General features: G+C 46.6%; 24 protein-coding genes. 17 read left to right on the forward strand and 7 right to left on the reverse strand.

What is annotated here, in order from left to right; translation table 11 throughout:
* The first annotated feature begins 232 nt into the window (after positions 1-232).
* The 6 genes from AC4EHB_RS02345 to AC4EHB_RS02370 all read left to right on the forward strand — a co-directional run bounded on the left by AC4EHB_RS02345 (position 233) and on the right by AC4EHB_RS02370 (position 7961).
* On the forward strand, positions 233-1246 hold the full coding sequence (locus tag AC4EHB_RS02345; protein WP_490980554.1) for a GNAT family N-acetyltransferase: 1014 nt from the start codon (positions 233-235) through the stop codon (positions 1244-1246).
* Positions 1247-1469: 223 nt separating this feature from the next.
* The gene (locus AC4EHB_RS02350; protein WP_490981482.1) at positions 1470-2750 is read left to right on the forward strand and encodes a Y-family DNA polymerase; all 1281 of its coding nucleotides are present in this window, start codon (positions 1470-1472) and stop codon (positions 2748-2750) included.
* A 106-nt stretch (positions 2751-2856) separates the two neighbouring features.
* Complete coding sequence (locus AC4EHB_RS02355; protein WP_490980555.1) at positions 2857-4611, forward strand: ABC transporter transmembrane domain-containing protein; 1755 nt, start codon at positions 2857-2859, stop codon at positions 4609-4611.
* Complete coding sequence (locus AC4EHB_RS02360; protein ID WP_490980556.1) at positions 4611-6392, forward strand: ABC transporter ATP-binding protein; 1782 nt, start codon at positions 4611-4613, stop codon at positions 6390-6392. Before AC4EHB_RS02355 ends, AC4EHB_RS02360 begins: the two co-directional genes overlap by 1 nt.
* 284 nt (positions 6393-6676) lie before the next feature.
* Positions 6677-7387: a cytochrome c biogenesis CcdA family protein gene (locus AC4EHB_RS02365; RefSeq protein ID WP_135504905.1), complete on the forward strand. Its 711-nt coding sequence runs from the start codon at positions 6677-6679 to the stop codon at positions 7385-7387.
* Positions 7388-7460: 73 nt separating this feature from the next.
* Positions 7461-7961: a CcdC family protein gene (locus AC4EHB_RS02370; RefSeq protein ID WP_490973980.1), complete on the forward strand. Its 501-nt coding sequence runs from the start codon at positions 7461-7463 to the stop codon at positions 7959-7961.
* Positions 7962-8300: 339 nt separating this feature from the next.
* On the opposite strand, the gene AC4EHB_RS02375 is transcribed toward AC4EHB_RS02370, so the two are convergent.
* Entirely contained in the window at positions 8301-8735 is a 435-nt protein-coding gene (locus AC4EHB_RS02375; protein WP_490975605.1) for a DUF2621 family protein, read from the reverse strand.
* 121 nt (positions 8736-8856) lie between these two features.
* Between AC4EHB_RS02375 and AC4EHB_RS02380 the strand changes: the two genes are divergently transcribed.
* The 4 genes from AC4EHB_RS02380 (at position 8857) to AC4EHB_RS02395 (ending at position 10157) form a co-directional block, all read left to right on the forward strand.
* Positions 8857-9075 (forward strand): DUF1659 domain-containing protein, encoded by a 219-nt coding sequence (locus AC4EHB_RS02380; protein ID WP_290213931.1) that lies wholly within the window; start codon positions 8857-8859, stop codon positions 9073-9075.
* Positions 9076-9098: 23 nt separating this feature from the next.
* Positions 9099-9314 carry a DUF2922 domain-containing protein gene (locus AC4EHB_RS02385; RefSeq protein WP_490980557.1) on the forward strand — a complete coding sequence of 72 codons (216 nt, stop codon included), beginning with the start codon at positions 9099-9101 and terminating at the stop codon, positions 9312-9314.
* A 65-nt stretch (positions 9315-9379) separates the two neighbouring features.
* The gene (locus tag AC4EHB_RS02390; protein WP_135503621.1) at positions 9380-9508 is read left to right on the forward strand and encodes a YvrJ family protein; all 129 of its coding nucleotides are present in this window, start codon (positions 9380-9382) and stop codon (positions 9506-9508) included.
* A gap of 91 nt (positions 9509-9599) precedes the next feature.
* Positions 9600-10157 carry an SCO family protein gene (locus AC4EHB_RS02395; protein ID WP_490980558.1) on the forward strand — a complete coding sequence of 186 codons (558 nt, stop codon included), beginning with the start codon at positions 9600-9602 and terminating at the stop codon, positions 10155-10157.
* Positions 10158-10217: 60 nt separating this feature from the next.
* Here the strand turns inward: AC4EHB_RS02395 and mscL are convergent, their stop codons facing one another.
* The gene (mscL, locus tag AC4EHB_RS02400; RefSeq protein WP_490980559.1) at positions 10218-10607 is read right to left on the reverse strand and encodes a large conductance mechanosensitive channel protein MscL; all 390 of its coding nucleotides are present in this window, start codon (positions 10605-10607) and stop codon (positions 10218-10220) included.
* 238 nt (positions 10608-10845) lie between these two features.
* On the opposite strand from mscL, the gene AC4EHB_RS02405 reads away from it, so the two are divergent.
* From AC4EHB_RS02405 to AC4EHB_RS02425, 5 genes are all read left to right on the forward strand, one after another.
* Complete coding sequence (locus AC4EHB_RS02405) at positions 10846-11439, forward strand: hypothetical protein (RefSeq protein ID WP_490980560.1); 594 nt, start codon at positions 10846-10848, stop codon at positions 11437-11439.
* Between the two features lie 495 nt (positions 11440-11934).
* Positions 11935-12795 (forward strand): glycerophosphodiester phosphodiesterase, encoded by an 861-nt coding sequence (locus AC4EHB_RS02410; RefSeq protein ID WP_490980561.1) that lies wholly within the window; start codon positions 11935-11937, stop codon positions 12793-12795.
* Between the two features lie 428 nt (positions 12796-13223).
* On the forward strand, positions 13224-15098 hold the full coding sequence (locus AC4EHB_RS02415) for an N-6 DNA methylase (protein WP_490980562.1): 1875 nt from the start codon (positions 13224-13226) through the stop codon (positions 15096-15098).
* Between the two features lie 131 nt (positions 15099-15229).
* Positions 15230-16150, forward strand: coding sequence for an HNH endonuclease (locus tag AC4EHB_RS02420; protein WP_490974005.1), 921 nt, complete (start codon positions 15230-15232; stop codon positions 16148-16150).
* A 47-nt stretch (positions 16151-16197) separates the two neighbouring features.
* Positions 16198-16470, forward strand: coding sequence for a hypothetical protein (locus tag AC4EHB_RS02425; protein ID WP_490974006.1), 273 nt, complete (start codon positions 16198-16200; stop codon positions 16468-16470).
* A 93-nt stretch (positions 16471-16563) separates the two neighbouring features.
* On the opposite strand, the gene AC4EHB_RS02430 is transcribed toward AC4EHB_RS02425, so the two are convergent.
* The 5 genes from AC4EHB_RS02430 to AC4EHB_RS02450 all read right to left on the reverse strand — a co-directional run bounded on the left by AC4EHB_RS02430 (position 16564) and on the right by AC4EHB_RS02450 (position 21524).
* Positions 16564-16920 (reverse strand): hypothetical protein, encoded by a 357-nt coding sequence (locus AC4EHB_RS02430; protein WP_490980563.1) that lies wholly within the window; start codon positions 16918-16920, stop codon positions 16564-16566.
* Between the two features lie 302 nt (positions 16921-17222).
* Positions 17223-18818: an ABC transporter substrate-binding protein gene (locus AC4EHB_RS02435; protein WP_490980564.1), complete on the reverse strand. Its 1596-nt coding sequence runs from the start codon at positions 18816-18818 to the stop codon at positions 17223-17225.
* A 208-nt stretch (positions 18819-19026) separates the two neighbouring features.
* A complete protein-coding gene (locus AC4EHB_RS02440) occupies positions 19027-19479 on the reverse strand; it encodes a hypothetical protein (protein ID WP_490974009.1) in 453 nt (150 codons plus the stop codon).
* The gene (locus AC4EHB_RS02445; protein ID WP_490980565.1) at positions 19463-20287 is read right to left on the reverse strand and encodes a DUF3100 domain-containing protein; all 825 of its coding nucleotides are present in this window, start codon (positions 20285-20287) and stop codon (positions 19463-19465) included. The genes AC4EHB_RS02440 and AC4EHB_RS02445 overlap by 17 nt, the downstream gene beginning before the upstream one ends.
* A 34-nt stretch (positions 20288-20321) precedes the next feature.
* Entirely contained in the window at positions 20322-21524 is a 1203-nt protein-coding gene (locus AC4EHB_RS02450; RefSeq protein WP_490980566.1) for a M20 family metallopeptidase, read from the reverse strand.
* Between the two features lie 348 nt (positions 21525-21872).
* On the opposite strand from AC4EHB_RS02450, the gene AC4EHB_RS02455 reads away from it, so the two are divergent.
* Together AC4EHB_RS02455 and AC4EHB_RS02460 are read left to right on the forward strand one after the other, a co-directional pair.
* A complete protein-coding gene (locus tag AC4EHB_RS02455) occupies positions 21873-22655 on the forward strand; it encodes a DUF4240 domain-containing protein (RefSeq protein ID WP_490980567.1) in 783 nt (260 codons plus the stop codon).
* A 163-nt stretch (positions 22656-22818) separates the two neighbouring features.
* Positions 22819-23616, forward strand: coding sequence for a creatininase family protein (locus AC4EHB_RS02460; RefSeq protein ID WP_490980568.1), 798 nt, complete (start codon positions 22819-22821; stop codon positions 23614-23616).
* The last annotated feature ends 95 nt before the right edge of the window (positions 23617-23711 follow it).

Here is a 23711-nt window from a genome sequence, read left to right on the forward strand (position 1 = left end):
TATCCGCAAAGCTAAAAAGGACATATGTCCCATTATTATTTCGCTCTTGCCGCCGTTTGTCCAGCCCAACTGGAAAAGAATGAAAAATTCTATTTGAAGATAGAATTTTCATTCAATTTTCACTTAGGGCTTGTAGAATGGAAAAAAGCGAGACGCCCGGCATCAAAAAATTGCTTATATGGGCGCGCACAGCGGAAATCCAGACAAATGACGAGAGAAGCGGGGTTATAATATGGCAGACATCTACTTTGACGAACGCTACGGACGTTTATTCGAAAAAATTGAAGCAGGGCACTTTGAGGTGTTTGAATTTCTGCATGAGTCTGGTGCGATCCGGCATTCGTTCATCAAGCGTGAAATCCCCGTGCCGTTTTCTGGACGGCAATATTATGATCTTGTGACGCCATACGGCTACGGCGGTCCACAAATCCTGCATTGCGCGGCAGGCAAAAAGGCAGAACTGGTGCAGGCGTTTGAAAGAGCGTTTCAGCGTTATTGCGCCGACAACGATGTTGTTAGCGAATTCGTACGCTTCCATCCGGTGCTCCAAAATGCACAAGACTTTCTGGCGTGCTACGACGTCGTGTACTTGCGCGATACCGTGGGAACGAACCTGGAAGACGCCGAGGCGTCCATCGACTTGGAATTCTCCAAATCGACGCGCAAGAACATCCGCCAGGCGCTGAAGTCCGGCGTCGAATACCGCACCGTATTGAATCCGCAGGACCTCAGTGCGTTCAAACGCATTTATTACGCGACAATGGAACGCAATCAAGCCCATTCGTTTTACTATTTCGGCGATGATTATTTCGAAGACTTGATGGCATTGTTAGGCGGCAACGTGTTATTGGTTGAAGTGCTCTATGGCGGGCAAGTCATTGGCGCGGGGCTGAATTTCATTTACGGAAAACTGGCGCATACGCATTTATCTGGCACGCTTGCAGAGTTCAATCACCTGTCGGCCGCATCGGTGTTGAATTATGCGCTGGCTTTATGGGGAATCGAGCACGATGTGGCATTGATCCACGGCGGCGGAGGCCGGTCGAACAGCTCGGACGACAGCCTGTATCTATTCAAAAAGCAGTTCGGCCGACAAACCGCTTTTAAATTTTACACCGGCAGGAGAATATGGAACCGAGCGGTCTACCACGAATTATGTGGTCGGCTGGAGGCTGGAGGGGAACCGGAGTTTTTCCCGGCTTACCGCTCCGAAACGATCCGCACGCAAGAATTCGACCGGGTTTGAGCTTGCTGGTTTGCAGGATACTCAGTCACCTACTATAACTTCCTTAACACACTTGCAGGACACGGCTAAATCATGCCGTATCCTGTTTTTTTTGATGTCCATTTGCGGTTGTGATAAAAACCATGCGGTGTTTACGTTGCGGGCAAAACGGTTATTGATTAAGAACAAGTGTTCGTATATGCTGAAGATAATGGCAGCGAGCGATGAGGAAGAAGGGGTTCACATGTATGAAGAGATGGAGCGGCGGCCGATTATTTGCATTGATATGCGCAGCTTTTATGCGAGCTGTGCAGCAGTCGACCTCGGGCTGGATCCGATGACGGCGTGCATCGCGGTGATCGGCAACCAGGAACGGCGTGGCAGCGTGGTGCTTGCGGCGTCGCCGGTGTTGAAAAGGGATTTCGGGGTGCGCACGGGCACACGGTTGTTCGAGATTCCGGACGACCCGCGCATCCAAAAAATCGAGCCGAAGATGGGCTTTTTCCTGAAAGTGTCGATGGAAATCACCAAGCTTTTGGCGCAATATGTGCCGACGGAAGCGATCCATGTCTACAGCGTTGATGAAAGCTTCGTCAACCTCACCGGTACGGAAAAGTTATGGGGGACGCCGGAGACGCTTATTGCGCGCATTCAGGACGACATCATCCGGCAGTTTTCGCTGCCGTCGGCGATCGGCATGGGACCGAATATGCTGTTGGCGAAGCTGGCGCTCGACCTCGAAGCGAAAAAGACAGGCTTTGCGCATTGGACGTTCGAAGACGTAGAGGCGAAGCTCTGGCCAGTCGCGCCGCTCAGCAAGATGTGGGGCATCGGCTCGCGTATGGAAAATACATTGAACGGCATGGGCATCTTTTCGGTCGGCGATTTGGCGCGTGCGGAGCTTACGGAACTTGAAGACGTGTTCGGCATTGTCGGGAACCAACTCTACCATCATGCCTGGGGCATCGATTTGTCGGAACTCGGCGCGCCGCTCGTGGAAGGGCAGGTCAGTTATGGCAAAGGGCAGATTTTGTACCGCGATTACACGACAGTCGAAGAGATTTCCGCGGTGCTGCTGGAAATGGCGGAAGACGTGGCGATGCGCGCCCGCACCGCCGGCAAGGCCGGCCGCACGGTGACGCTCGCCGTCGGCTACAGCAAGCATGCGTTCGGCGGCGGCTTCAACCGGGCACTGACAATGGAAGAAGCGACGAACGACACGCTAAAATTGTATGGCGCGTGCCGGGCGCTGCTAGAGAAATTCTATATCGGGCGCCCGGTCCGCCGTTTGTCCATCACACTCGGCAAACTGGAAGACGAAACGTCGATGCAGCTGAGCTTATTCGAACAGCGCAAATGGCAGACACGGCGCTTAGGTGCTGCGATGGATCAGCTGCGCCAGAAATACGGATCAACAGCAGTGCTGCGCGCGGTTTCGTACACGGAAGCGGGCACTGCACGGGAACGCGCGAAGCTGATCGGCGGCCACAAGGCGGACGGCAATCCCTTTACGCCAGAAGGCTGATTTATTTCAAAAACCGAATTATTTTCTCCTCTTGCTGAATGATTTTTGCTAGAATGAAAAAGATTGAATACATACAATACATACATTACAGCAAGGGGAAAAGAACATGCGCGTATTTTTGGAGTTGGGCTGGTTTTTCAAGGAACGGAAAAAGCAATACGCTATTGGCATTTTCATGCTGCTGATTGTGGCATTCCTCGGTGTTCTGCCGCCGCGCATCATCGGTTTTATCGTCGATGAGATTAGCCGCGGCACCTTGACGGCAAGTTTTCTAGGAAAGTGGCTTGGTGTGCTCGCGGCAGCGGCGCTCGGCATGTACGTTCTGCGCTATGCTTGGAGGCTGATGATATTCGGTTCGGCGGTCATCCTGGCGCGTGATTTGCGCGAGAACTTGTTCCACCATTTCACGCGGATGTCGCCTTCGTTCTACCAGAAGCGCCGCGTCGGAGATTTGATGGCGCACGCGACGAATGATTTGCAGGCGGTGCAGCTAACGGCCGGCGCAGGCGTATTGACGCTTGTCGATTCGATTGCGACAGGCGGCTTCGTCATTGCCGCCATGGCGCTGACAATCAGCTGGAAACTGACGCTGATCGTTTTGCTGCCGCTGCCGTTTATGGCATATATGACCAATTATTACGGCAAAATGATGCACGAGCGTTTCCACGGAGCACAAGCTTCTTTTTCCGGGCTCAACGACAAGACACAGGAAAGCATATCCGGCATGAAAGTGATCAAGACCTTCGGCCAAGAGAAGCAAGACATCGAAGATTTCAAGCGGCTGTCCGGCGAAGTAGTGGATGAAAACATCCGTGTGGCGAAAGTCGACTCGCTGTTCGATCCGACAATTTCGGCCATCATCGGCGTCTGTTACTTGCTGGCAATCGGTTTCGGTTCGTATTTCGTGGTCGGCGGCGAGATGACAATCGGCGATTTGATCGCCTTTACCGCTTATCTCGGTTTGCTCGTCTGGCCAATGCTGGCGTTCGGATGGCTTTTTAATATTGTCGAACGCGGGCGCGCTTCATATGACCGCATCCGTGAGCTGCTGGCGCAGCCCGCTGAAATCGATGACCGCGAAGATGCCATTGACCGGCGGCCGACAGGCGATATCGAGTTCTCACTCCAGAAGTTCCAGTTCACTGGCGATGAACGCTCGGCGCTCCGGGACATCCATTTCACCATCAAGCGCGGCGAAACGCTCGGCATCGCCGGCAAGACAGGATCCGGAAAATCGGCAATCCTGCGTTTGTTGCTGCGGGAGTTTGACAATTACGAAGGCGACATCACATTCGATGGCGTATCTATCAACCGCTATAAAAAGCAGCGGCTGCGCGAAGCGATCGGCTATGTTCCGCAGGATCATTTCCTGTTTTCAGCGACAGTGGCCGGCAATATCGCGTTTGCCCGTCCAGATGCTTCTATAGAAGAAATCCACCAAGCGGCGAAGCTTGCGCATATCCACGATGACATCCTGAACTTCACGTTCGGCTATGACACCGTTGTCGGAGAGCGGGGCGTATCGCTGTCAGGCGGACAAAAGCAGCGGATTTCCATTGCCCGTGCGCTGATGATGGAGCCGGAATTGCTCATCTTGGACGATTCTCTGTCTGCAGTGGACGCGAAAACCGAAGAAGCGATATTGGAATCGCTGAAGAAAACCCGCACCGGCGAGACGACGATCATTACGTCCCACCGGTTGAGCGCCATCCAGCATGCCCATCAGATTCTGGTGATGCACGAAGGGACGGTTGCGGAAATCGGTACGCATGAAAGTTTAATGAAGAAAAAAGGGCGTTATTTCGAAATGTATGAGCTGCAGCAGCTTGAAGCGCTCGTCGAAATGGGAGGCGAAGCGTAATGGAAAAGCAGCGTGAATTGACAGGAAAAGACCAATGGCTCGTTTTCAAAAGGCTGCTGGGTTACTTGCTGCCGCATAAGAAAATGGTCGCGTTGGCGATGGGGCTCCTCGTCCTGACGGTCATTGGCGACGTCTTAGGGCCGTTCCTCATCAAAACTTTTATCGATGACTATTTGACGCCAGGGAATTTCCCAACAGGACCCGTCGTCGGGCTCGCAGTAGCGTACGTCTTTATCCAAGCGTCAAATGTCGTCATCAGTTATTTTCAATTATTGAAGTTCCAGGAAGCAGCGCTGAAAATCATCCAGCAGCTGCGCATCGATGTATTCACGAAAGTGCAGAACCTTGGGATGCGCTATTTCGACCGCACACCGGCAGGCAGCATCGTGTCGCGCGTCACGAATGACACCGAAGCGATCAAGGAAATGTTCGTCAGCGTGCTCATCGGCTTTCTGCAAAGCGCATTCCTAGTGGTCGGCGTCTATATCGCGATGTTCATCCTCAATTGGCGCCTGGCGCTCATTACCGTCGTGCTGCTGCCGTTACTTGGTTGGATCATCTACTTGTACCGCAAATACAGCTCGGTGTTTTACCAGGACCTGCGCGAAAGGCTTGGTCAATTGAACGCCAAGCTGTTCGAATCGATCCAAGGCATGGGCATGATCCAAGCTTTCGGCCAGGAATCTCGTTTGCAGGATGAATTCAACGACATCAATAGCCAGCACTGGCAGGCTGGCAAGCGCAACATCAAAATCGACGGGCTGTTATTGCGCCCAGCGATTGACTTGGTCTACGCGCTGGCGCTCATCATGGTGCTCAGCTATTTCGGCATCACGTCATTCTCCAACACCGTGGAAGTCGGCGTCATTTATGCGTTCGTGACCTATATCGACCGCTTTTTCGAACCGATCAACCAAGTGATGCAGCGGCTGTCGATTTTTCAGCAGGCGATTGTCGCAGCGTCACGCGTCTTCGCATTGCTTGATGAAGAAGATCTGGTGCCAGCTCAGGCCGGGACAGCGGGCGAAATCAGCAAAGGCGAAATCGAATTCCGCAACGTGACATTTTCCTATGACGGACAAACCGACGTCTTGAAGAACATCTCGTTCAAGGCGCTGCCGGGCCAGACTGTCGCGCTGGTTGGCCACACAGGCAGTGGGAAAAGTTCGATCATCAATTTGCTGCTGCGCTTTTACGAATTCAGGGATGGCGACATTCTAATCGATGGCAAGTCCGCAAAAGAATACGCTGAAAGGGAGCTTCGCAAAAAAATTGGTCTCGTGCTGCAAGACCCGTTCTTGTTTTACGGCACGATTGAAAGCAATATCCGACTCCACAACAGCGCCATGACCGACGAGGAAGTGCGGGCGGCGGCGCAATTTGTCCAAGCCGATAAATTCATCAATAAATTGCCGGACGGCTTTTTGCAGAAGGTGACAGAACGCGGTTCGACGTTCTCCAGTGGGCAGCGCCAATTGGTGGCATTCGCCCGGACGATGGCGGCTGACCCGAAAATCTTGGTCCTCGATGAAGCGACGGCGAACATCGATACCGAAACCGAAGTGGCGATCCAGCAAAGTCTTGAGCGCATGCGCCTGGGGCGGACGACGATTGCAATTGCACACCGCTTAAGCACAATCCAGGATGCAGACTTGATTCTCGTGCTGCACCACGGCGAAATCGTCGAACGGGGCACGCACCAGCAATTGCTGGCGCAACGCGGGCTTTACCATAAAATGTATTTGCTGCAAAACGGCATTGTCGAAACAGCGAAAAGATGACACGGCGGCTCCGGCCGCCATTTTCTTTGTCTAACACAATCCGGACAATCGGCCAAAAACCGACTCCGGTCTTTGAAGAAAATAAATGTATATAACTACATAAGGTTTTATGAAATAAAAAAAAGAGCGTAACAAGAAAAACCAAAAAAGCGCAGGACAATAGACAAAAACAAAGCGACCAGCGAGCCATCCCTTGATTGTCCACAAAGATGTCACAGGCAAAGGGGCAGTGCAGTACTGGGAAATTTGGTAAGATAGGGGGAGATACCAAAGGAGTGACTTTTGTGGGGACCGATATCAATTTATTTCTGGCGTTTGGCGCGGGATTTCTGAGTTTCATCTCTCCGTGTACATTGCCTTTGTATCCAGCATTCTTATCCTATATTACGGGAATGACGCTGGATGAAATCAAGAATGACAAAAAGACGATGCAGCGGCGCGGCATGTTCCACACGCTCTTTTTCTTGCTTGGCTTCTCAACTATTTTCATCGCATTAGGATTCAGCACTTCTTTCTTCTACGAATGGTTCTTGCGCTACGATGATTTGATTCGTCAGATGGGCGCGATTTTCATCGTCATCTTCGGACTGATCGTCGTTGGGATCTTTACACCGAAGTTTTTGATGCAAGACCGGAAATTTGCTTTCAAAAACCGGCCAGGTGGTTTCTTAGGCACATTCGTTATCGGCCTTGCGTTTGCGGCAGGCTGGACGCCTTGTACCGGACCGATTACAGCGGCAATTTATGCACTAGCAGCAACCAACCCAGGTTCGGGCATTTGGTATATGCTCGCATACGTTCTTGGATTCGGCATTCCGTTCTTCGTGCTTTCATTCTTTGTCGCACAGACCGGCTGGCTGCGTCGCAATAGCCAGAAAATCATGAAAGCGGGTGGCTACATCATGATTGCTGTCGGCATCTTGCTATTCTTCGATGGAATGACGTATATTATACGTATCCTCAGCCCGTTTTTCGGAGACTTTCAAGGATTTTAATTAATTAAGCAGGTGGAAAAAATGAAAGAAACGTTCCATAGAGAAATTAGGCATAAAGCAGAGGAGGGGCAGCATGTTTGAATGGATTTCTCCTGAACTGATGCTCATTGCCACAACGATCGGCGCAGCTGGCATGGGGGTTCTAGCTATGTTCGTGCGCTCCAAATCGGCAAAAAAGCCGGCTTCAGCCAAAAAGATCATCTTGCCGCCGTTGTTTATGTCGACTGGTGCGCTGATGTTCATCTTCCCATTTTTCCGGGTAGCACCGATGCAGATTGTCGAAGCGTTGCTTGTCGGCATGCTGTTTTCAACCGTGCTCATCTGGACATCGAAATTCGAAGTGCGTGACGGCGATATCTATTTGAAGCAATCGAAGGCATTCGTTTTCATCTTGATCGGCTTGCTGCTGGTGCGCCTGATCGGCAAAGTGATCTTGAGCGCGACAATCGACATCGGCGAACTCGGCGGCATGTTCTGGATCCTGGCATTCGGCATGATCGTCCCGTGGCGCTTCGCGATGTTCTTCCAGTTCAAGAAACTGCAAGACAAAACGGAAAACGCTGTTCCTCAATAGAGGGACAGCGTTTTTTAGTGTTTTTATAGCCGATATTCCGCAAAACAGCTACGCTTGCCGCGGGCGAGCGCCAAGCCTCATCAGCCCGCTAACGCGTGCTTCCGGGGTCTCGGCTGTCTCGCTTTCCCGCAGGCGTCTCCGTTGTTTTGCTCCATATCTAGGAATCAACTAGAAACTTCAAATATTGAATCTTTCATGTTCTTTGATAAAAGAATTGGATTTGATATTTAGAACATTACTTTGACTGAAGCCAGGCCCGCGGAAAGCGTCCACCTGCAGCGAAATGAAAAGGGTAATAAGAGCAACAAAAAAGCTGTCCCTCGATGAGGAACAGCTTTTTTAGCGTTCGAAATATTGCTCGTATGGGTTAACGTCAATCTTCATTTCCGCTAGCTTTTTGCGCAGAAATTTGTGGTCGCGCTTTGGTGTTGCCAGGATATAGCCTCGGATAATGTGTTCGAGCTGGATCGATTTCGCTTTCTCATCCAGCAGGATTTGTCCGATGCGTCCGGCGATTTTTTGTTTCGCCACTGGCCGGAACAGATCCGGAACCGGCTGCACCAATTCGTTTAACAACGCTTTTTCTTCAGAGCCCCATAAATGTATGGTTTTGTCGACATAATATTCTTCCCAATTTAAATCCGACAGTCCATCTTTTTTCGGCATGGACTTGAGGAATTTGCGGAACATGAAGAAGCCGCCTATCGCAAACAATCCGACGAGCACCACGACCCAAAAAAGGATAAACCATAAAAACCAGCCATCTAGTGCCACTTTGTTCACCTCTTTTATTCTTACCTAATCCCATTATAGAAGGGTTTCTGAAAAAATTCATTAAAAAGGTGTCCTCTTTTCGCATTTGTGTCTATATAGCGAATGAAAGGAGGTGATTGACATGGCAGTAGGAGAATTCAAGAGCGCAAGCATCCGTTGCACGTTAGACAATGGCGTGGATGGCGAAGGGAAAACGGTCAAGAAAGTGAAAGCGTACCACAACGTAACAGACGCAGCAGGAGCCAATGAAATTTTGGCAGCGGTAACGGTCTTAACAGGATTCGGCACAAAGCCGTTGATGTTCCTGGAAAAGCAGACGGCTCAGAACATTTACGCTTAATAATTTAAAAGGGGGAAACGGATATGGCGAAAACATTGGAATTGATTTTTGAGACAGGGGCTGGCAAGGACGTGACGTTGTCGGTTGAAGACCCGCGAGAAGATCTGACGCAGCTGGAGCTCCAAGCCGGCATGCAGACAATCATTGAGCAGAACATTTTTCACGTGCAAGGTTCGGCGCTGGCGCTTGTGAAAGCGGCCCGTATGGTTGAACGCAATGTCTTTGACTACGAAGTCTAAAACAGCATAACAGAATGAGCTCTCCTGCAAGGGAGAGCTTTTCTAATGGAAACGGGGGGAGAAGGATGGATGAGTGGATGCGATTGATCCAAGAAGTGGGATTCCCGATATTTGTGTCGTTTTATCTGATGCATCGGGTGGAGTCCAAACTTGTAGCGATTCATGATGCGTTGATCACGATGAAAGTCTCCTGATGTCACGGATTTGCCGCAATGTCCTGCGCCCGGCAATTGAACCGTTGCTGCGGATTCGCTAAAATGAAGGGTACAGGACGGAGGAGACCGCATGAAAAAAAGAATGGCTCTTTTGGCCATCGCAGTGCTGCTGTTATTGTCGGCCTGCGGCAATAAAGAAATCGAAGACTTCTCATATACGAACCAGCGCGGCGAAACGGTGACAAACGACAGCCTTAAAGGCGACCCGTGGCTTGCTGCTTTTGTCTTTACCAATTGCGATACCGTATGTCCGCCGATGACTTTTAATTTGGCTTCGATCCAGGAAAAATTGATCGACGAAGGCATTGAAGACTACCGGATTGTTGCGTTCAGCGTAGACCCGGTAAGGGATACGCCGGAGAAAATGCAGGAATACTTGGCAAACTATTCAGTTCCCGATGAATCGAAATGGAATTTGCTGACGGGCTATACCCAGCCGGAAATCTCGGAGTTCGCGAAAGACAATTTCCAGGCATTTGTCAAAGATGACCCGAACAGCAGCCAAGTCGTTCACGGCACGACATTCTATTTGATGGATAGCAACAGTGAAATCGCTGAAACTTACGATGGCTACCTGGATGTGCCAATTGATACGATTGTTGATGATTTAGCGAGCCAACTCGACTAATGTTAATCTACCAAAAAAGCTGTCGATCCCAAATGGGGGCGGCAGCTTTTTTGGTTTGGCTTATAAGCCGTTTTTTTCTTTAGCCAGCAAGTCGCGGATTTCCATCAGCAGCTCTTCTTTTTTATCCAGTACCGGTAATTCTTCTTCAGCCGGCACATCTCGTTTACGCTTCAGTGTCGTAAATACGCGGATGACCATAAAAATTGAAAACGCGATAATCGTGAAATCGATGATCGATTGGGCAAATGCACCATAACGCAGCTCTGCACCATTAAAAGTATAAGTCCAGTCAGCTACGCTGAAACCACCAAGCATTATCCCGACCGCTGGCATAATGATGTCTTCAACAAGCGAAGTGATGATCTTACCAAAAGCAGTCCCGATAACAACCGCAATGGCCAAATCCAGCACATTGCCCTTCAGCGCAAACTTTTTAAAATCTTCCCACATGGAATTCATCTCCTCATTACTAATTGTACTGTGAAGGATACGGAAAACAACTCTTTTTAGTATATTTATGTCCCATAACACACCAACCAATGTCGTGCATAAAGCTTTCTTAACTCTGTCCATAGCGACGAAGCAATCTGAAAAATATATTTCTTTGTTCAAATACATACCGACAACCGTGCACAAAAGGCGTAAAATCTGACATATACATATTTTGTAAGATGAAGAGGGTATAGTGATGAAACAAATTTTATTATACGCTGTAACTTTGCTTTGCGGCGGTTTGCTGATTTATGTAGGAGAGCGCTCGTTTGGAGCGGAATGGCTTTTCGGTTTATTGACGCTCGCCTTGTTCGGTTTATTTTTACAGAGTTGGAAGCGCTGGAGCACTAGCGGCGGCGGGCTCGTTATAGTTACAGCGTTCTTGTTGCTCACACTCGACTCAATCTTTTTTGTGCAGTATTGGGCGGTGTTTTTCTGCAGCTTGATGATAGCTTTTTTGTTGATGCCGCATTATCGCAAACACCGGGATGGCGTTTTGGCATCGGTGGTTTTCGTGGGACTCAATATGCTGATTGCACTGGAGTTTATTCCAAGTGAAGTCATGTTATGGCTAATTGTATTTACGACAGGAGTTGCGTCATTAATCGGTTTCTACTATAAAATGCAGCTTGTTAAAGTCTGTTGTGCAGTGCTGTTTGCGATGTCTGCGTTTTTCCTGCTGTTTTTTCAGCTTTTCGACGATTCTCCTCTACTTACGGTTCTGGCATTTGTAACCGTCATAATTTTCATTGTCAGCATGTACCGCTTGAATGGGCGGGCAACTGCTTGAGGGGCCGGATATAACTTCGGAAATGCCGAAACGCCCAATGGCCACACCATACACCATTCATTGAAAACAAAGCCGCAATAGAAGAAAAACAGAACAATCATTTTCTTCAGGTGGAAGCAGCGAATAACTAAATAAAATATTTCTAGTTGAGATGAAAAGGACTTACCAAAGTCCTTTTTTTGTTTTGTTTATTAAGTTGCTTGTCACTTTAGAGTTCTAGCCATTGCGATTTTTTGGCTTCTATTGTTCACGAAGTGTCTTCAAAGTGAAAAGCATTTGATGGATTTTTTTGTCGGATTTCCAGCAAGTTTTTTGTTAGTTAAATTTGTTTGGCTAAAATACAAAGAGAAAAGGAGGATTATGGTAATTTTAGATAATTGAAATTAAGTATTTCCGTTAATTTACATTTACTTAACCTTTCTTAACTCTCTATTAATACCCACAATATATTCATTGCTTACACTTGAGTTATCACATACATAGGGAGTGGATATTTTGAAACGAATGATGACAATTTTAGCAGCAAGCCTTGCGCTGACATCCTTTACTGGATCTGCACTTGCTGCTGAAAACGGAGAAGCAGCAAAGACGATATCAAAACAGGAACAGCAAGAAATGGTGAACGTCGCACATCGTGGGGCTTCTGGACATGCGCCTGAGAATACAATGGAAGCCTTTCAAAAAGGGGTTGAAATGAAGGCAGACTATATTGAAATTGATGTGCAAATGACAAAAGATGGAGAGCTTGTCGTTATTCATGACACCACTGTAGATCGCACAACAAACGGAACTGGCAAAGTGGGAGATTTAACGTTAGAGGAAATTAGGCAGTTAGATGCCGGAAGCTGGTTTGGTGAAGCCTATGCTGGTGAGAAAGTTCCTACTTTTGAGGAAGTATTAGATGAATTCCGTGGTAAAGTTGGGATTTTAATCGAATTGAAGGCACCAGAACTTTACCTAGGAGTGGAAGCGAAAATTGCTGATGCACTGATCGAAAGAAATATGAGTACACCGAATAATAATAAAATCATCATACAATCCTTTAACCACGAGTCCATGAAACAATCGAAAGAGCTTTTACCGAATCTCGCTCATGGCGTTCTATTAGGTGGAGCTTGGGCAAATGTAACGGAAGAACAATTAGCCCAATTTGCTGCTTATGCGGATTATTTCAATCCAACGATGAACATTGTGACGAATGAGTTAGTTAGTGATGTTCATGAAGCGGGGATGGACATTTACCCATACACTTCAAGATCACAAGAACAAGCTTTACGTCTATTCGATTTAAATGTAGATGGAATCATCACAGATTATCCGGAGCATGTCTATTATCATCCTGTAAAAAATCAATAATTTAATAGTGTGAAAGCTAGGTAGAGAATTCTAAAATTCTCTACCTTTTTTATTTAACCTCGTTTGAATTCAATAAGGATTTCAAAATTTCTTGGTAAACGATCATATAAAGTACAGACTACTATATTGAATTGCTAGATGTTTGTGGAGTATATGCATGAGCACACGTCAGATGAAAAGATGGCTGTGGAAGCGTGTTAAGGGAGTTTCCATTGCTGAGTGGAATTTGGGGGGAATCCAATGAATTGAGTAAAGTTGTACGCGAGGCAAAGGAGTAAATAGAAATGGAATTAAATAAGTATTGTAATACTAATTTAAAAGCATTGAATTATACCTTTAATTGCTGTATCTTGAACTCAAGAGATGCAATATTTTTTTAGAATAGATAAGTTAGTATTTAAATACTAATAGAGAGGTGAGTTCTTTCAATGACTAACGATAAAATATTATTGAATCTAATAGAACGTGATAAACGTTCTTTGGGTTCAGAAGATGTGATCGAATTGCTGACGATTTGCTGCTTGGTGAGTTATGTAAGCCAACTGGAAGATGTTGCAACTGGCATAGATTTGGGCGCTGCCTTAAAAGAGACAGGCAAGACGAAATCTCATTTGAAAAACGCGTTGAAAAAGATCGACAAAGAAATCCCGGCTTTACGTGGAGTTTCTTCGGAGCTAGATGTTTTGGACCGGATCGGAGCGGACGAGCTGACAAGATTCGTTTACGCCTTTTACGACATTGCCAAAGAAATCAAGGATTACGGCGAATGGCTCGATGAAGCGCAGCGGATATTAAGCCAGTATCGTGGACGCAGTGGATCAGAACAACATACCTCCCCTGAGACTATCAATAAGATTGCGTTATCGATACTGAATCCAGAAAGCGGCAGTTTATACGACGGAGTTGCAGGGCTTGGCAGCGGCTTGATCGGAGCGAAAAAGCAAGCACGTTCTTTGAAGATTTACGGTCAGGAGATCTCTCCGAAGGCGCTTGCTTTATCGAAGATTCGCTTTTTTATCAATGGAATCGAGGATGCGGACCTCAGGCTTGGCAATGTGTTAACGTCACCAGCCTTTACGGAAGGCAAGCACGTGCTGCAATTCGACTTTGTTTACATGGATGCACCTTTTGGAGTTGCGCTGCAAAACAACGAAATCATCACGAATGATCCCTTCCAGCGTTTTGTCTACGGTGTGCCGTCTAAGCGCAGTGCGGATATGGCGTTTATCTCCCATGCGTTGGCTTCTCTTAATGAAGGAGGCAAAGGCATAGTCACAACCATCGACGGGACCTTGTACAGAGGCGGTGCAGATGCGGTGATTCGGAAGAACATCATTGCTTCCGATGTCATCGAAGCTGTGATGTCGCTTCCGCCAAGGCTCTACGAAAAGACGGTGCTGCCGGTCAATATCCTGTTTTTCAATAAAGAAAAAAGCGCCGACAGAAAAGGCAAGATTTTATTCGTCAATGCGGCGGATCGTTTCATAGAAGAGATTCGCCAGAAAAAGGAGCTGTCGGAGGGATCGATTAAAGAGATTGCGGAGACTGTACGGCTAGGCACGGAAACCGAAGATTTCAGCAAATGGGTGTCGATTAATGACATAAAGGACGGAAATTTATTGCCGAGCCGCTATTTGATGGCGAGTGAGATTTATGTCACGGGACACGGCCATGTGAAAGTCTATCAGGACAAATTGAATCTCAAGAAGACTGTGCCGCTTCATAAAAAAGCATCATTCTTCAGTGGCTTTAATGTCGTATCCAAGAACAAGGAAAGCGAACAAGGAAAGTTCCGAATTGTCAAAATATCAGACGTGCAGGACGGCAAGCTGATTTTGGATCACATCTCTAGATACGACATCGACAACAAGGCCAAAGTGGAGAAATACCGCCTGCTTAAAGGGGACGTTATTTTGTCGATACGGGGCCAGGCGCTTAAGACGGCCATCATTTTGAAAGACGAAGAAGACTTGCTGCTTTCACAAAACTTCATCGGCATCCGCTGCGGCGGCCAACTGCATCCTGAATTTTTGAAGACGTATTTGAATAGTCCGATTGCACAGTTTTTATTGGCCAGCAAATTGTCCGGCACCACTGTGCCTACATTGAGCAGAAAAGATATCGAGGCGTTGGAAATTCCGGATTTGCCACTTAAAGAACAACAAGCGCTCATGGAAGCGTATAAAACGAAGACCGATAAAATCGAGCGCAAGCTGGAAGAGTTGCAAAAGGAATTAAAAAAGGCGAAAAGGAAAGTTTATAAGCAAATGGGGATTGGCAAAGCATATGAAATTAGCGATTAAAATGTGGGATTCGTGCTGAGGAATTACGAAAAATATTGAAGAAAATTCCTTTTAAAAAATTTAAATGTGGTATTCTGAATTAACAAATTTTTTAAATACAATCATATAGCAGCTTAAAGGAGACCGGGAAAATGGCGAATAAATACCAAGAACAAGTAGATCTTGCCCCACAAGAGGTGACGGATATACGGTTATTGCCCATGTCAAAAAATGATCTTGCATTCACTGGAAAAAGCATTGAGGAAGTCCAGGATTGGTTCAAGTTTTATTTGCCGGGCAATAAATATCAGTTTAAGAAAAAAATGACCGCACCAAAAGGGACATTGGTTTTATTTCAGTTCCAAGGCCGTTTGATTGCTTCTGCGCAGCTTAAAAAAACAGTAAGTTATGATGAAGTGAATGAATTCGGGTACAATGGTTATTATAAATTTTCGAAATCGTCTATTTTCACTTTTGATCCGCTGGATTTAAAAGATGTTCAGAAAATATGGGACGGAATGAAAAGCTTCAACCAATCGCACCAGATTTTAGACGCTGTCCAATATCCTGCGCTGAAGCAGTTATTAGCAAAGCGGCAAGTCAGATTTGTGAAGTTTAAGAATGATGAAGATTATCAAAAAGCCATCGAAGAAATAACAATCACGAAGGCAGATGTTACAGATAGACCGAAAGAGTTGATTGAAAAAGGAAGCAATGCATTCAAAAAAATGCAATGGGCAAGAGCTCCATTGACTGCGAAACGAGCCATTGTACAGGCTGAATATCAATGCGAATGGGATACTGCGCATGAGTTTTTTGTTTCATCCGTAACAGGTGAAAATTATGTAGAAGCGCATCATCTTATTCCTTTGGAGTTCCAGTCCCAATTCGAGAAAAGTTTAGATGTAGAAGCGAATATTGTCTCGCTTTGCGCAATGTGCCATAAAAAGATTCACCACGCCCTGGGAAGCGAGAAGTTTCCGATGGTTGAGATGCTTTATGAGAAGAGAAATGAGCGTTTGAAGAAGTGTGGGATTGAAATTGGGATGGAAGAATTAATTAAGGGCTATTAGTATTGTCAGGACTAGCTGTTTCGGAAATTAGGATAAGAAGGAAAAAAATGAAGAAATTAGTTTCGGCTATATTTGTTTCACTGATCTTCATTGTAAGTGGCTGCAATAATGCAGAATTAACTGTCTCGGAAGATCAGGCGAAGTCCAGTGTTATCGAACTCCGCTCCGGACACATTGGCAAAGTCGAAATTCTTTCAATAGAACTTAAACGCAATAACTATATCGTTGAGTGGGAAAATAAAGAAAATTGCGAGCGTGGTGTTGATTCTGTCGATGGGGAAAATGGAGAAATTGACATGATTACAGCTGCGATTTGTTGATGAAAGGGACCTTGAATGAGGTCCTTTTTTTCGTATTTTCTTAACAATAAACTTGATGCAAATCGCAGCAGCTCCTAAATCGCTTCTACTCAGCTAATTTTTTTCAATCACGTGTATAGCCAATTCCAGAGCTCGAATCCTTCTTGCTAAAAGCGTTCTTTGCGGACTGCCTGCCTTTGATTTACGGTATGCATTCTCTAGTGATGGAATTAAGCCGTCAAAAACAATGTGGGCTTCTGCCATTTCTCCAGTATTGTATGAATGTGGTTTTTGGTGCCAAGCGTTTTCGAGTACAGCCAAGCCGACATAATGGGCTTGAAGACGCTTCTGTAATAGCGTCGTATTAATGCCTTTCTCAGTCATCTGAGACAAGGCTTTTTCGAATTTGTTAATAGTTGAGTGGAATGATTTTATTGATTCCTTTTTTACAGTCATTGACATGGATTCCATGGTCATGCTACCTCATTTCATTATAGGTATTCAATGTATCGGTGTTACATTAACAGTAAATTTAAATGCCAACAGCACTCATGATGTGTTTCTTTAGACTGCGGAAAATCATTAACATTCCAGTTCATACCCACCCACCATCTTTTTCTCATCTATTGTTAATTGTATGTTCTGCTTCTGACCAATTCAACTTTCATTGCATTTGGGACACTAATCCTATTTTATTGAAGGGCAGTAAAAACAAAAAAGGATGGCTCGAATTCATTTCTGAATTGGTGAGCCATCTTTTTTGAGTTCCTTTATTATTCAAATTCGATTTTCGTCGTGATTACTCGGCCAGTCGGGTGCGGATCAAATCCGATGATGTTTTGTTTGCCGGCAAGAGTTGGCGACGTGTGGACGAGCGGAATGACAGGCGGATCTTCATGCATGATCACCTGCGCTTGTTCATAAATTTTATTTCGCTCTTCTTGATCTGTCGTCGTTCTCGCTTGGTCCAGAAGCTTGTTCAGTTCCGGATTATTATACTGCGTTGAGTTGGTTGAACCGATATTGTCACCGTGCCAAAGCGTGTAAAGGAAGTTATCGGCATCGCCGTTCATGCCCGTCCAGCCGAGCAGGAATGCGTCAGCTTCGCCGTTCAGCGCTTTTTCGATATAAGTTGCCCATTCAAATGTTACGATTTCGGCTTTGACACCGATCTCCGCAAAGTTTGACTGCAGGTATTCAGCGACTTTTGCGCCATCAGGCATATAGGGGCGTGATACCGGCATTGCGTAAAGTTCCATTTCGAAGCCGTCTGGCAAACCGGCTTCAGTGAGAAGCTCTTTGGCTTTTTCCGGGTCGTATGGATACGGTTCAATTGCATCGTTATAACCTTCGACAGCCGGGGGAATCGGGTTTTTGGCGGCAATTGCCCCTTCACCGAAGAACGCCTTGATCATCGCGTCTTTGTTGACTGCGTGGCTGAGCGCCTGGCGGACGAGAGGGTCATCAAAAGGTTCGTGTGTCAACGTCATCCCCAGGTATCCGAGGTTAAGGGGCGGCCTCGAGAATAGGACCAATTCCGGATTTTCTTCAATCTGTGCATGATTCTCTGAATCCAAACCGGCAATCAAATCCACTTCGCCGCTTAACAGTGCATTGAGGCGTGCAGAATTGTCCGGGATGGTCCGGAAAATAACTTGTTCGAGTTTCGGGTAGCCATCCAACCAGTATTCGTTGTTTTTCTCAAGGACGATGCGGTCATTGCGTATCCATTCCTTGAAGATGAACGGCCCGGTACCGACCGGATTGCTTTTGTATTCTTCACCGGACTTTTCAATCGCTTCCGGACTCGAGATAGCGAGGGGAGTAAGCGCTAAGTCTTTCAAAAGCGTAGGCTGCGGACCATTAAGCTTGATTTCAACGGTTGATTCATCCACTGCACTGACAGAAGCGATGTTATGCGTGCCGTCCGCTTTGTAGCCGCCGAATACACTGCCGTACATGGGGAAGTTATCTGCGTTGCCGTTCATCCATCGTTCGAAATTGAAGACGACAGCGTCCGCATTAAAATCGGTCCCGTCATGGAACTTCACGCCTTCACGCAATGTAAACGTATACGTGAGGCCGTCTTCCGATTCGTTCCATTCAGTCGCAAGCATCGGCTCTACCGTTGTTTCGCCTTCTGCAAACGTGGTCAGCGTTTCCAAAATGCTTTGCGCGACGTTTTCAGATTCGCCATCGGTCACTTCTGACGGATCCAAAGACACCGAGTCTCCGCCGCGGGCAAAAATGAGCGTGTCTTGAGCAGCAGTAGATTCGGAGCCGTCGGATTCTTCATTGGAGCAAGCCATTAGGAGAAAAGGGGATATGCAAAATAAGATAAACACGAATGTGATGGATTTTTTGTTCATTCAATCACTCCTTGGTTTGGGATTGGTGGATGCCGTATGTACAAATACGGTGGAAATAAATTCACTGACGTAATTAAGCTGATTTTTTATTCAGTTGGAACCTTTAGTCAAACGACAATAGTAAAACAAGCCGGTTCCTTCAGATAAACACCTGAGGGACCCGGCTTGTTTTAATTGGTCCCAGCGCAAAATGCGTTGGTTCATTTCATCAAATAATGCCCTGCATGCGCAAAACCACTTCTGCAATCAAAGCGGATCCTAAGAAAGTGCCGAGCAGTACGAACATGCCGATGACGATTGTCCGCCAGCCCAATTGCACAAAATCGAACCACGAACGCCCAATCGACACACCAGCATATGCCAAAATCGGAGTAGCGATAGCAAGAAGGCTGACTTCAGCCGTCCAAGCGACAATCTGTTCAGAACCGGGCATGTTGGGAAGTGTCAAAATTAACCCGAGAATCCCGATATAGGCGATGCTTGGCATTTGAAAAGGCAAGAGCCGGTGGATAACCAAGCCGGCTAAACTGATGCCGATTAAAACAGCTAATCCTGGCAACGCGTCAAGCGGCATGATGTCGTAGCCGATCCAGTTGCCGATCAGCATGATAGCGCCGATAATGATAAATACGATGACCCACTCTTTAAGGTTTTTTAACATCTTCGTTACCTCCTGCAGCTTTCAAATCTCTTTTTCTAGATAAAATCTCATACATTTTCACCGTTAACGGCAAGCCGACGAAAATGCTCATATACAAGCCTGAAACGGAAGAGATGAGGTTGCTGACGCCGGAAAAGGCGGTCAACTCTGCACTCATGTCAGGATATGCAGCGATTAGTGGACCAAGGGATGCCGCGGCCATACTGCCGCTCCCTACGCCTGTTGCCATCGCAAAGGAAAGGGGATGGATGGGCGTAACCGTAGCCAGAAAACCTGAAATCAGCCCGATGAAAATCGATCCGAAAACTGTACCAAAAATGTACATCGCCATGACGCCGCGGCCTTCAGGAGAAGATAAGCCGTATTTGTCGGTGATCAACGCCAGATTCGCTTCCCGGCCGATAGAATGCGTCATGCCGATGCTTTCCCGTTTCAACCCCAAGAAGACGGCTAAAGGAAGGGCTAAAAAGATTGTTCCGAGATTCCCGAATTCCTGAAGCAAAAGGGCAGGGCCCGCTTCAATAATTTGCGGGATGGCAGGACCGGCCTGAACGCCGAATTTTGCAATTAGCACGGCAACCGATAAAAATACCAGCGGTTCCGCGTTGATTGATTGTTTGTCGTTGACAAGCGGCGTGAAGTACAGTGCCAGTCCGATGATAACTGCATAGAGCATTGGCAGTAATAAAATTGCGCCAGGCCCAAGTGGTATCGAATGTGTGCCAATCGATTCTGCAACAATGACAATGGCGAGCACAACCAAGTGCAAGCGCCAGTCTTTCCATAATTTCAACGATTCCTGAGCCAATTTTCATCTCTCCCTTAAGTTGCTAATTGCGTGTTTATTGTGCTGCTTGCTCCACCTTAGCGGCTTCATTTGCCTGGTAATTTAATGTAGCTGATCCCAGCACCTTTGCAGCAATCAGCAAAGCGCGTTCATCGATATCGAATTTCGGGTGATGGTGGGGGAACGTTTCCTGCGCATCCGGATTTTTGGCTCCTGTGAAGAAAAACGTTCCTTTTACGTTTTGCAGGTAATAGGAGAAATCCTCTCCTCCCATAACTGGCGGCGTTTCGTTGACAGCTTCAACACCCGGCACTTCCTGGGCGAGCGCTGCGACAAATTCCGTTTCCTCTGTGTGGTTTACAGTGGTCGGATAACCGCGCGCATAAGTATATTCGTAATCCGCACCAGCTGCGTAGCAGGTGCCTTTTACAATCCGTTCAATTTCTTTTTCAATGAAAGTGCGGATGTCCTCCTTGAACGTACGGACAGTTCCAGTCATGGACGCGCTATCGGCAATAACGTTATAGGGATTTTTCGCTTCGAAATTGCAAACAGAGACGACCGCTGATTCCAGCGGATCGACCCGCCGGCTGACAATTTGCTGCAGATTGCCGATCAATTGTCCACCGATGACAATGCTGTCTTTTGTCTCGTGGGGATATGCACCGTGTCCACCTTTTCCGATGATTTTAATGTCGAATCGGTCAGGAGCTGCTTGCAAAGGGCCCGAGCGATAGCCGATTTCGCCGAGCGGCATCTGGGCTTGCAAATGAGTCCCGAATATCACATCAACACCATCTAAACAACCATCCTCGATCATTGCGATCGCGCCGCCCGGTGGCAATTCTTCCGCATGCTGATGCAGGAATAATACCGTTCCTTCGATATCCGATTTCATGCCGTTCAGCGCTTTGGCTAACCCCAATAATGTCGCCGTATGGCCATCGTGTCCGCAGGCATGCATGACGCCATCATTAACCGATTTAAAGGGAACATCGGCTTGTTCTTGAATCGGCAACGCATCAAAATCAGCACGCAACGCAACAGTAGGGCCGGGTTTGTCTCCTTTTAAATAAGCCAATACACCATGTCCGCCGACATTCGTCCGGACTTCGTGCCCTAATTTTTCATGAAAGTCCGCAATATACCTTGCAGTTTTTTCTTCTTGAAAAGACAGTTCCGGGTTTTGGTGAAGGTGGCGTCTGATTTCAACAATTTCTTCGTAAAGTTCATCTAAGCGGCTGAATAATGGGTTCAAATTGATACACTCCTTTAATCCTTAGGATTAGTTTGATTTTTCTCACATTAGCATACCTATGCAGGTCTGTACATGTAATATTCATTTTTGAGTCCTTTGACTTATTACGGATGCCGAAACTCTTTAACCAAAACCGGAAAATGGTCAAAATGGATGGTGGGCCATCTATATGGCAATAAGCTAGGTCCAAGAAACTTAAAATTTTCGGATTAAGGTTTGTGGAATACCGAGAGAATAGAGTTGTGAAGTTTGGGATGGAAACAGCAGAGAATTACGACCTGCTTTATCCATGTGAAATAGAGTAAAATTGAATTTATTAGCAGGTAAAAAAGAAGTTGGGGTGTTTTGGTGGATAAATCGCTGGTTTGTAAAACCGCCTTTTCCAATAAATTTTGGAAAATCAAAGTGCAAGGCAATATGTTTATCGTTTCCTATGGGAGAATCGGAACAATGGGGTCGGTAAACACCAGAGAATTCGCTTCTGAAGACCTTTGTTGGAAAGGAGCGAACAAACTGATCGAGTCGAAGTTTAAAAAAGGCTACCGAGAAATCGATGGAGAAGAAGAAGTCGTTCAAACTACCGGCATGTCAGAAGAAGAGTTTTGGGAGCTCCTGGCTTTGGCACATAGAAAAGGGGAGGACTGTGAAGAGCAGTTGGAATGGCTTGTTGCCAAGCTTTCCAAAAAACCAGTGAACGACATTATTCGCTTTGATTTTCATTGCAACCAGAATTACTACCGCTCGTATACCTCCGACTTGTGGGCAGCGGCGTATATCATCATGGGCGGCTGTTCGGATGATGCTTTTGATTATTTCCGGGCCTGGCTTTTGTTTCTAGGAAAAGAGCCGTATGAAGCAGCGATCCGCAATCCGGAAAGCGTCATTGCACATTTGAAAGAGTGGGGCAGCGACATTTTTGAATTTGAAGATTTCCTTTACACGGCCAGCCTGGCGTTTGAAGAAAAGACGGATCTGGACCAAGAGGAATATCTGGATTTGTATTGGAAGCTATCCGGCGATGATTATGAAGAACCAGAGATGGTATTTGACTGGGATGAAAACGACGAAGAAGGGCTTAAGAGTAAGTTTCCGCTGTTATGGGAAGTGTATGGAGAAAATCCATTGGGGTAGAAAAAAGGCAATGGATGCCTGGTTGGAGTTAAGCGTCATTTTGCAGGGTGATCAAGAATTTTCTCTCAAAGGAACGCTTCTTTTTGCGGTCTGTTAAAAGGATTATCAAAGATAAGGAGCGAAGAACTAGAGGGAGTGTAAAGGAGCTGTAAAAATTAAAAACTTGGAGGAGATCAGACTGAAAAACCAAGACTACTTGCTTGAACACATGGACTGGGCAACGATTAAAGAAAAAATTGAATCTGGAGTGGATACAGTCATCATCTGTACAGCATCCGTTGAACAGCATGGCTACCATTTGCCGGAATTGACGGACACCCTCATTGGGCAAGCAGTGGCAATCCTTGCTGCTGAAAAACTAGGGGCTGCAGTTGTAGCACCGGTAATTCGCCCGGGCCTGTCCGATCATCACATGCCTATGGCCGGAAGTTTAACACTTCGTCCGGAAGTCTACCGTGGGATCCTTGAAGATTATGTAACGAGTTATAAAAAACACGGCTTTAAAAAGGTAATTATATTCTCTTCTCATGGAGGGAATTTCAGTGAAAACGAGAAGATTGTTAAGAACTTGCTAGAACTGCATCCGGATATTCGTTTTAGCAGCGCTTTAACATTACGGCAATTATTGGATCTCATGGCGCAGTTTGAAAAGAAATATGGACTGGTTGAAGGAAGCACTGGACACGGGGGCGCAATGGAAACATCTGTCATGCTCCACATTGCGCCTGAACTAGTGGACATGGCCAAAGCAACGCCCGGATATATCGGCCCCATGACAGATGATGCGTTAGAAAAGTTGTTCGAAAATGGGATAGTCGGACTTACTGAAATCGGAATATTAGGCGATCCACGACAAGCGAAGGCTGAATGGGGAGCCGATTTTCTAGAGCTTTTTTCTGATGAAATCGTTAAAGCGGTTCATGCAGATTGGAATCGATTATCGTCAAAAGGTGCAAAATGAGCCCTTTATAATGAAAACGCAGTCTTCATAGAACTCAATTTAACGACTGCGTTTATTTGGGCTAGAAAAATGAAAGGAGCCTAGATGGCAGTTCT

Source organism: Planococcus sp. TJ-302 (assembly GCF_058268455.1).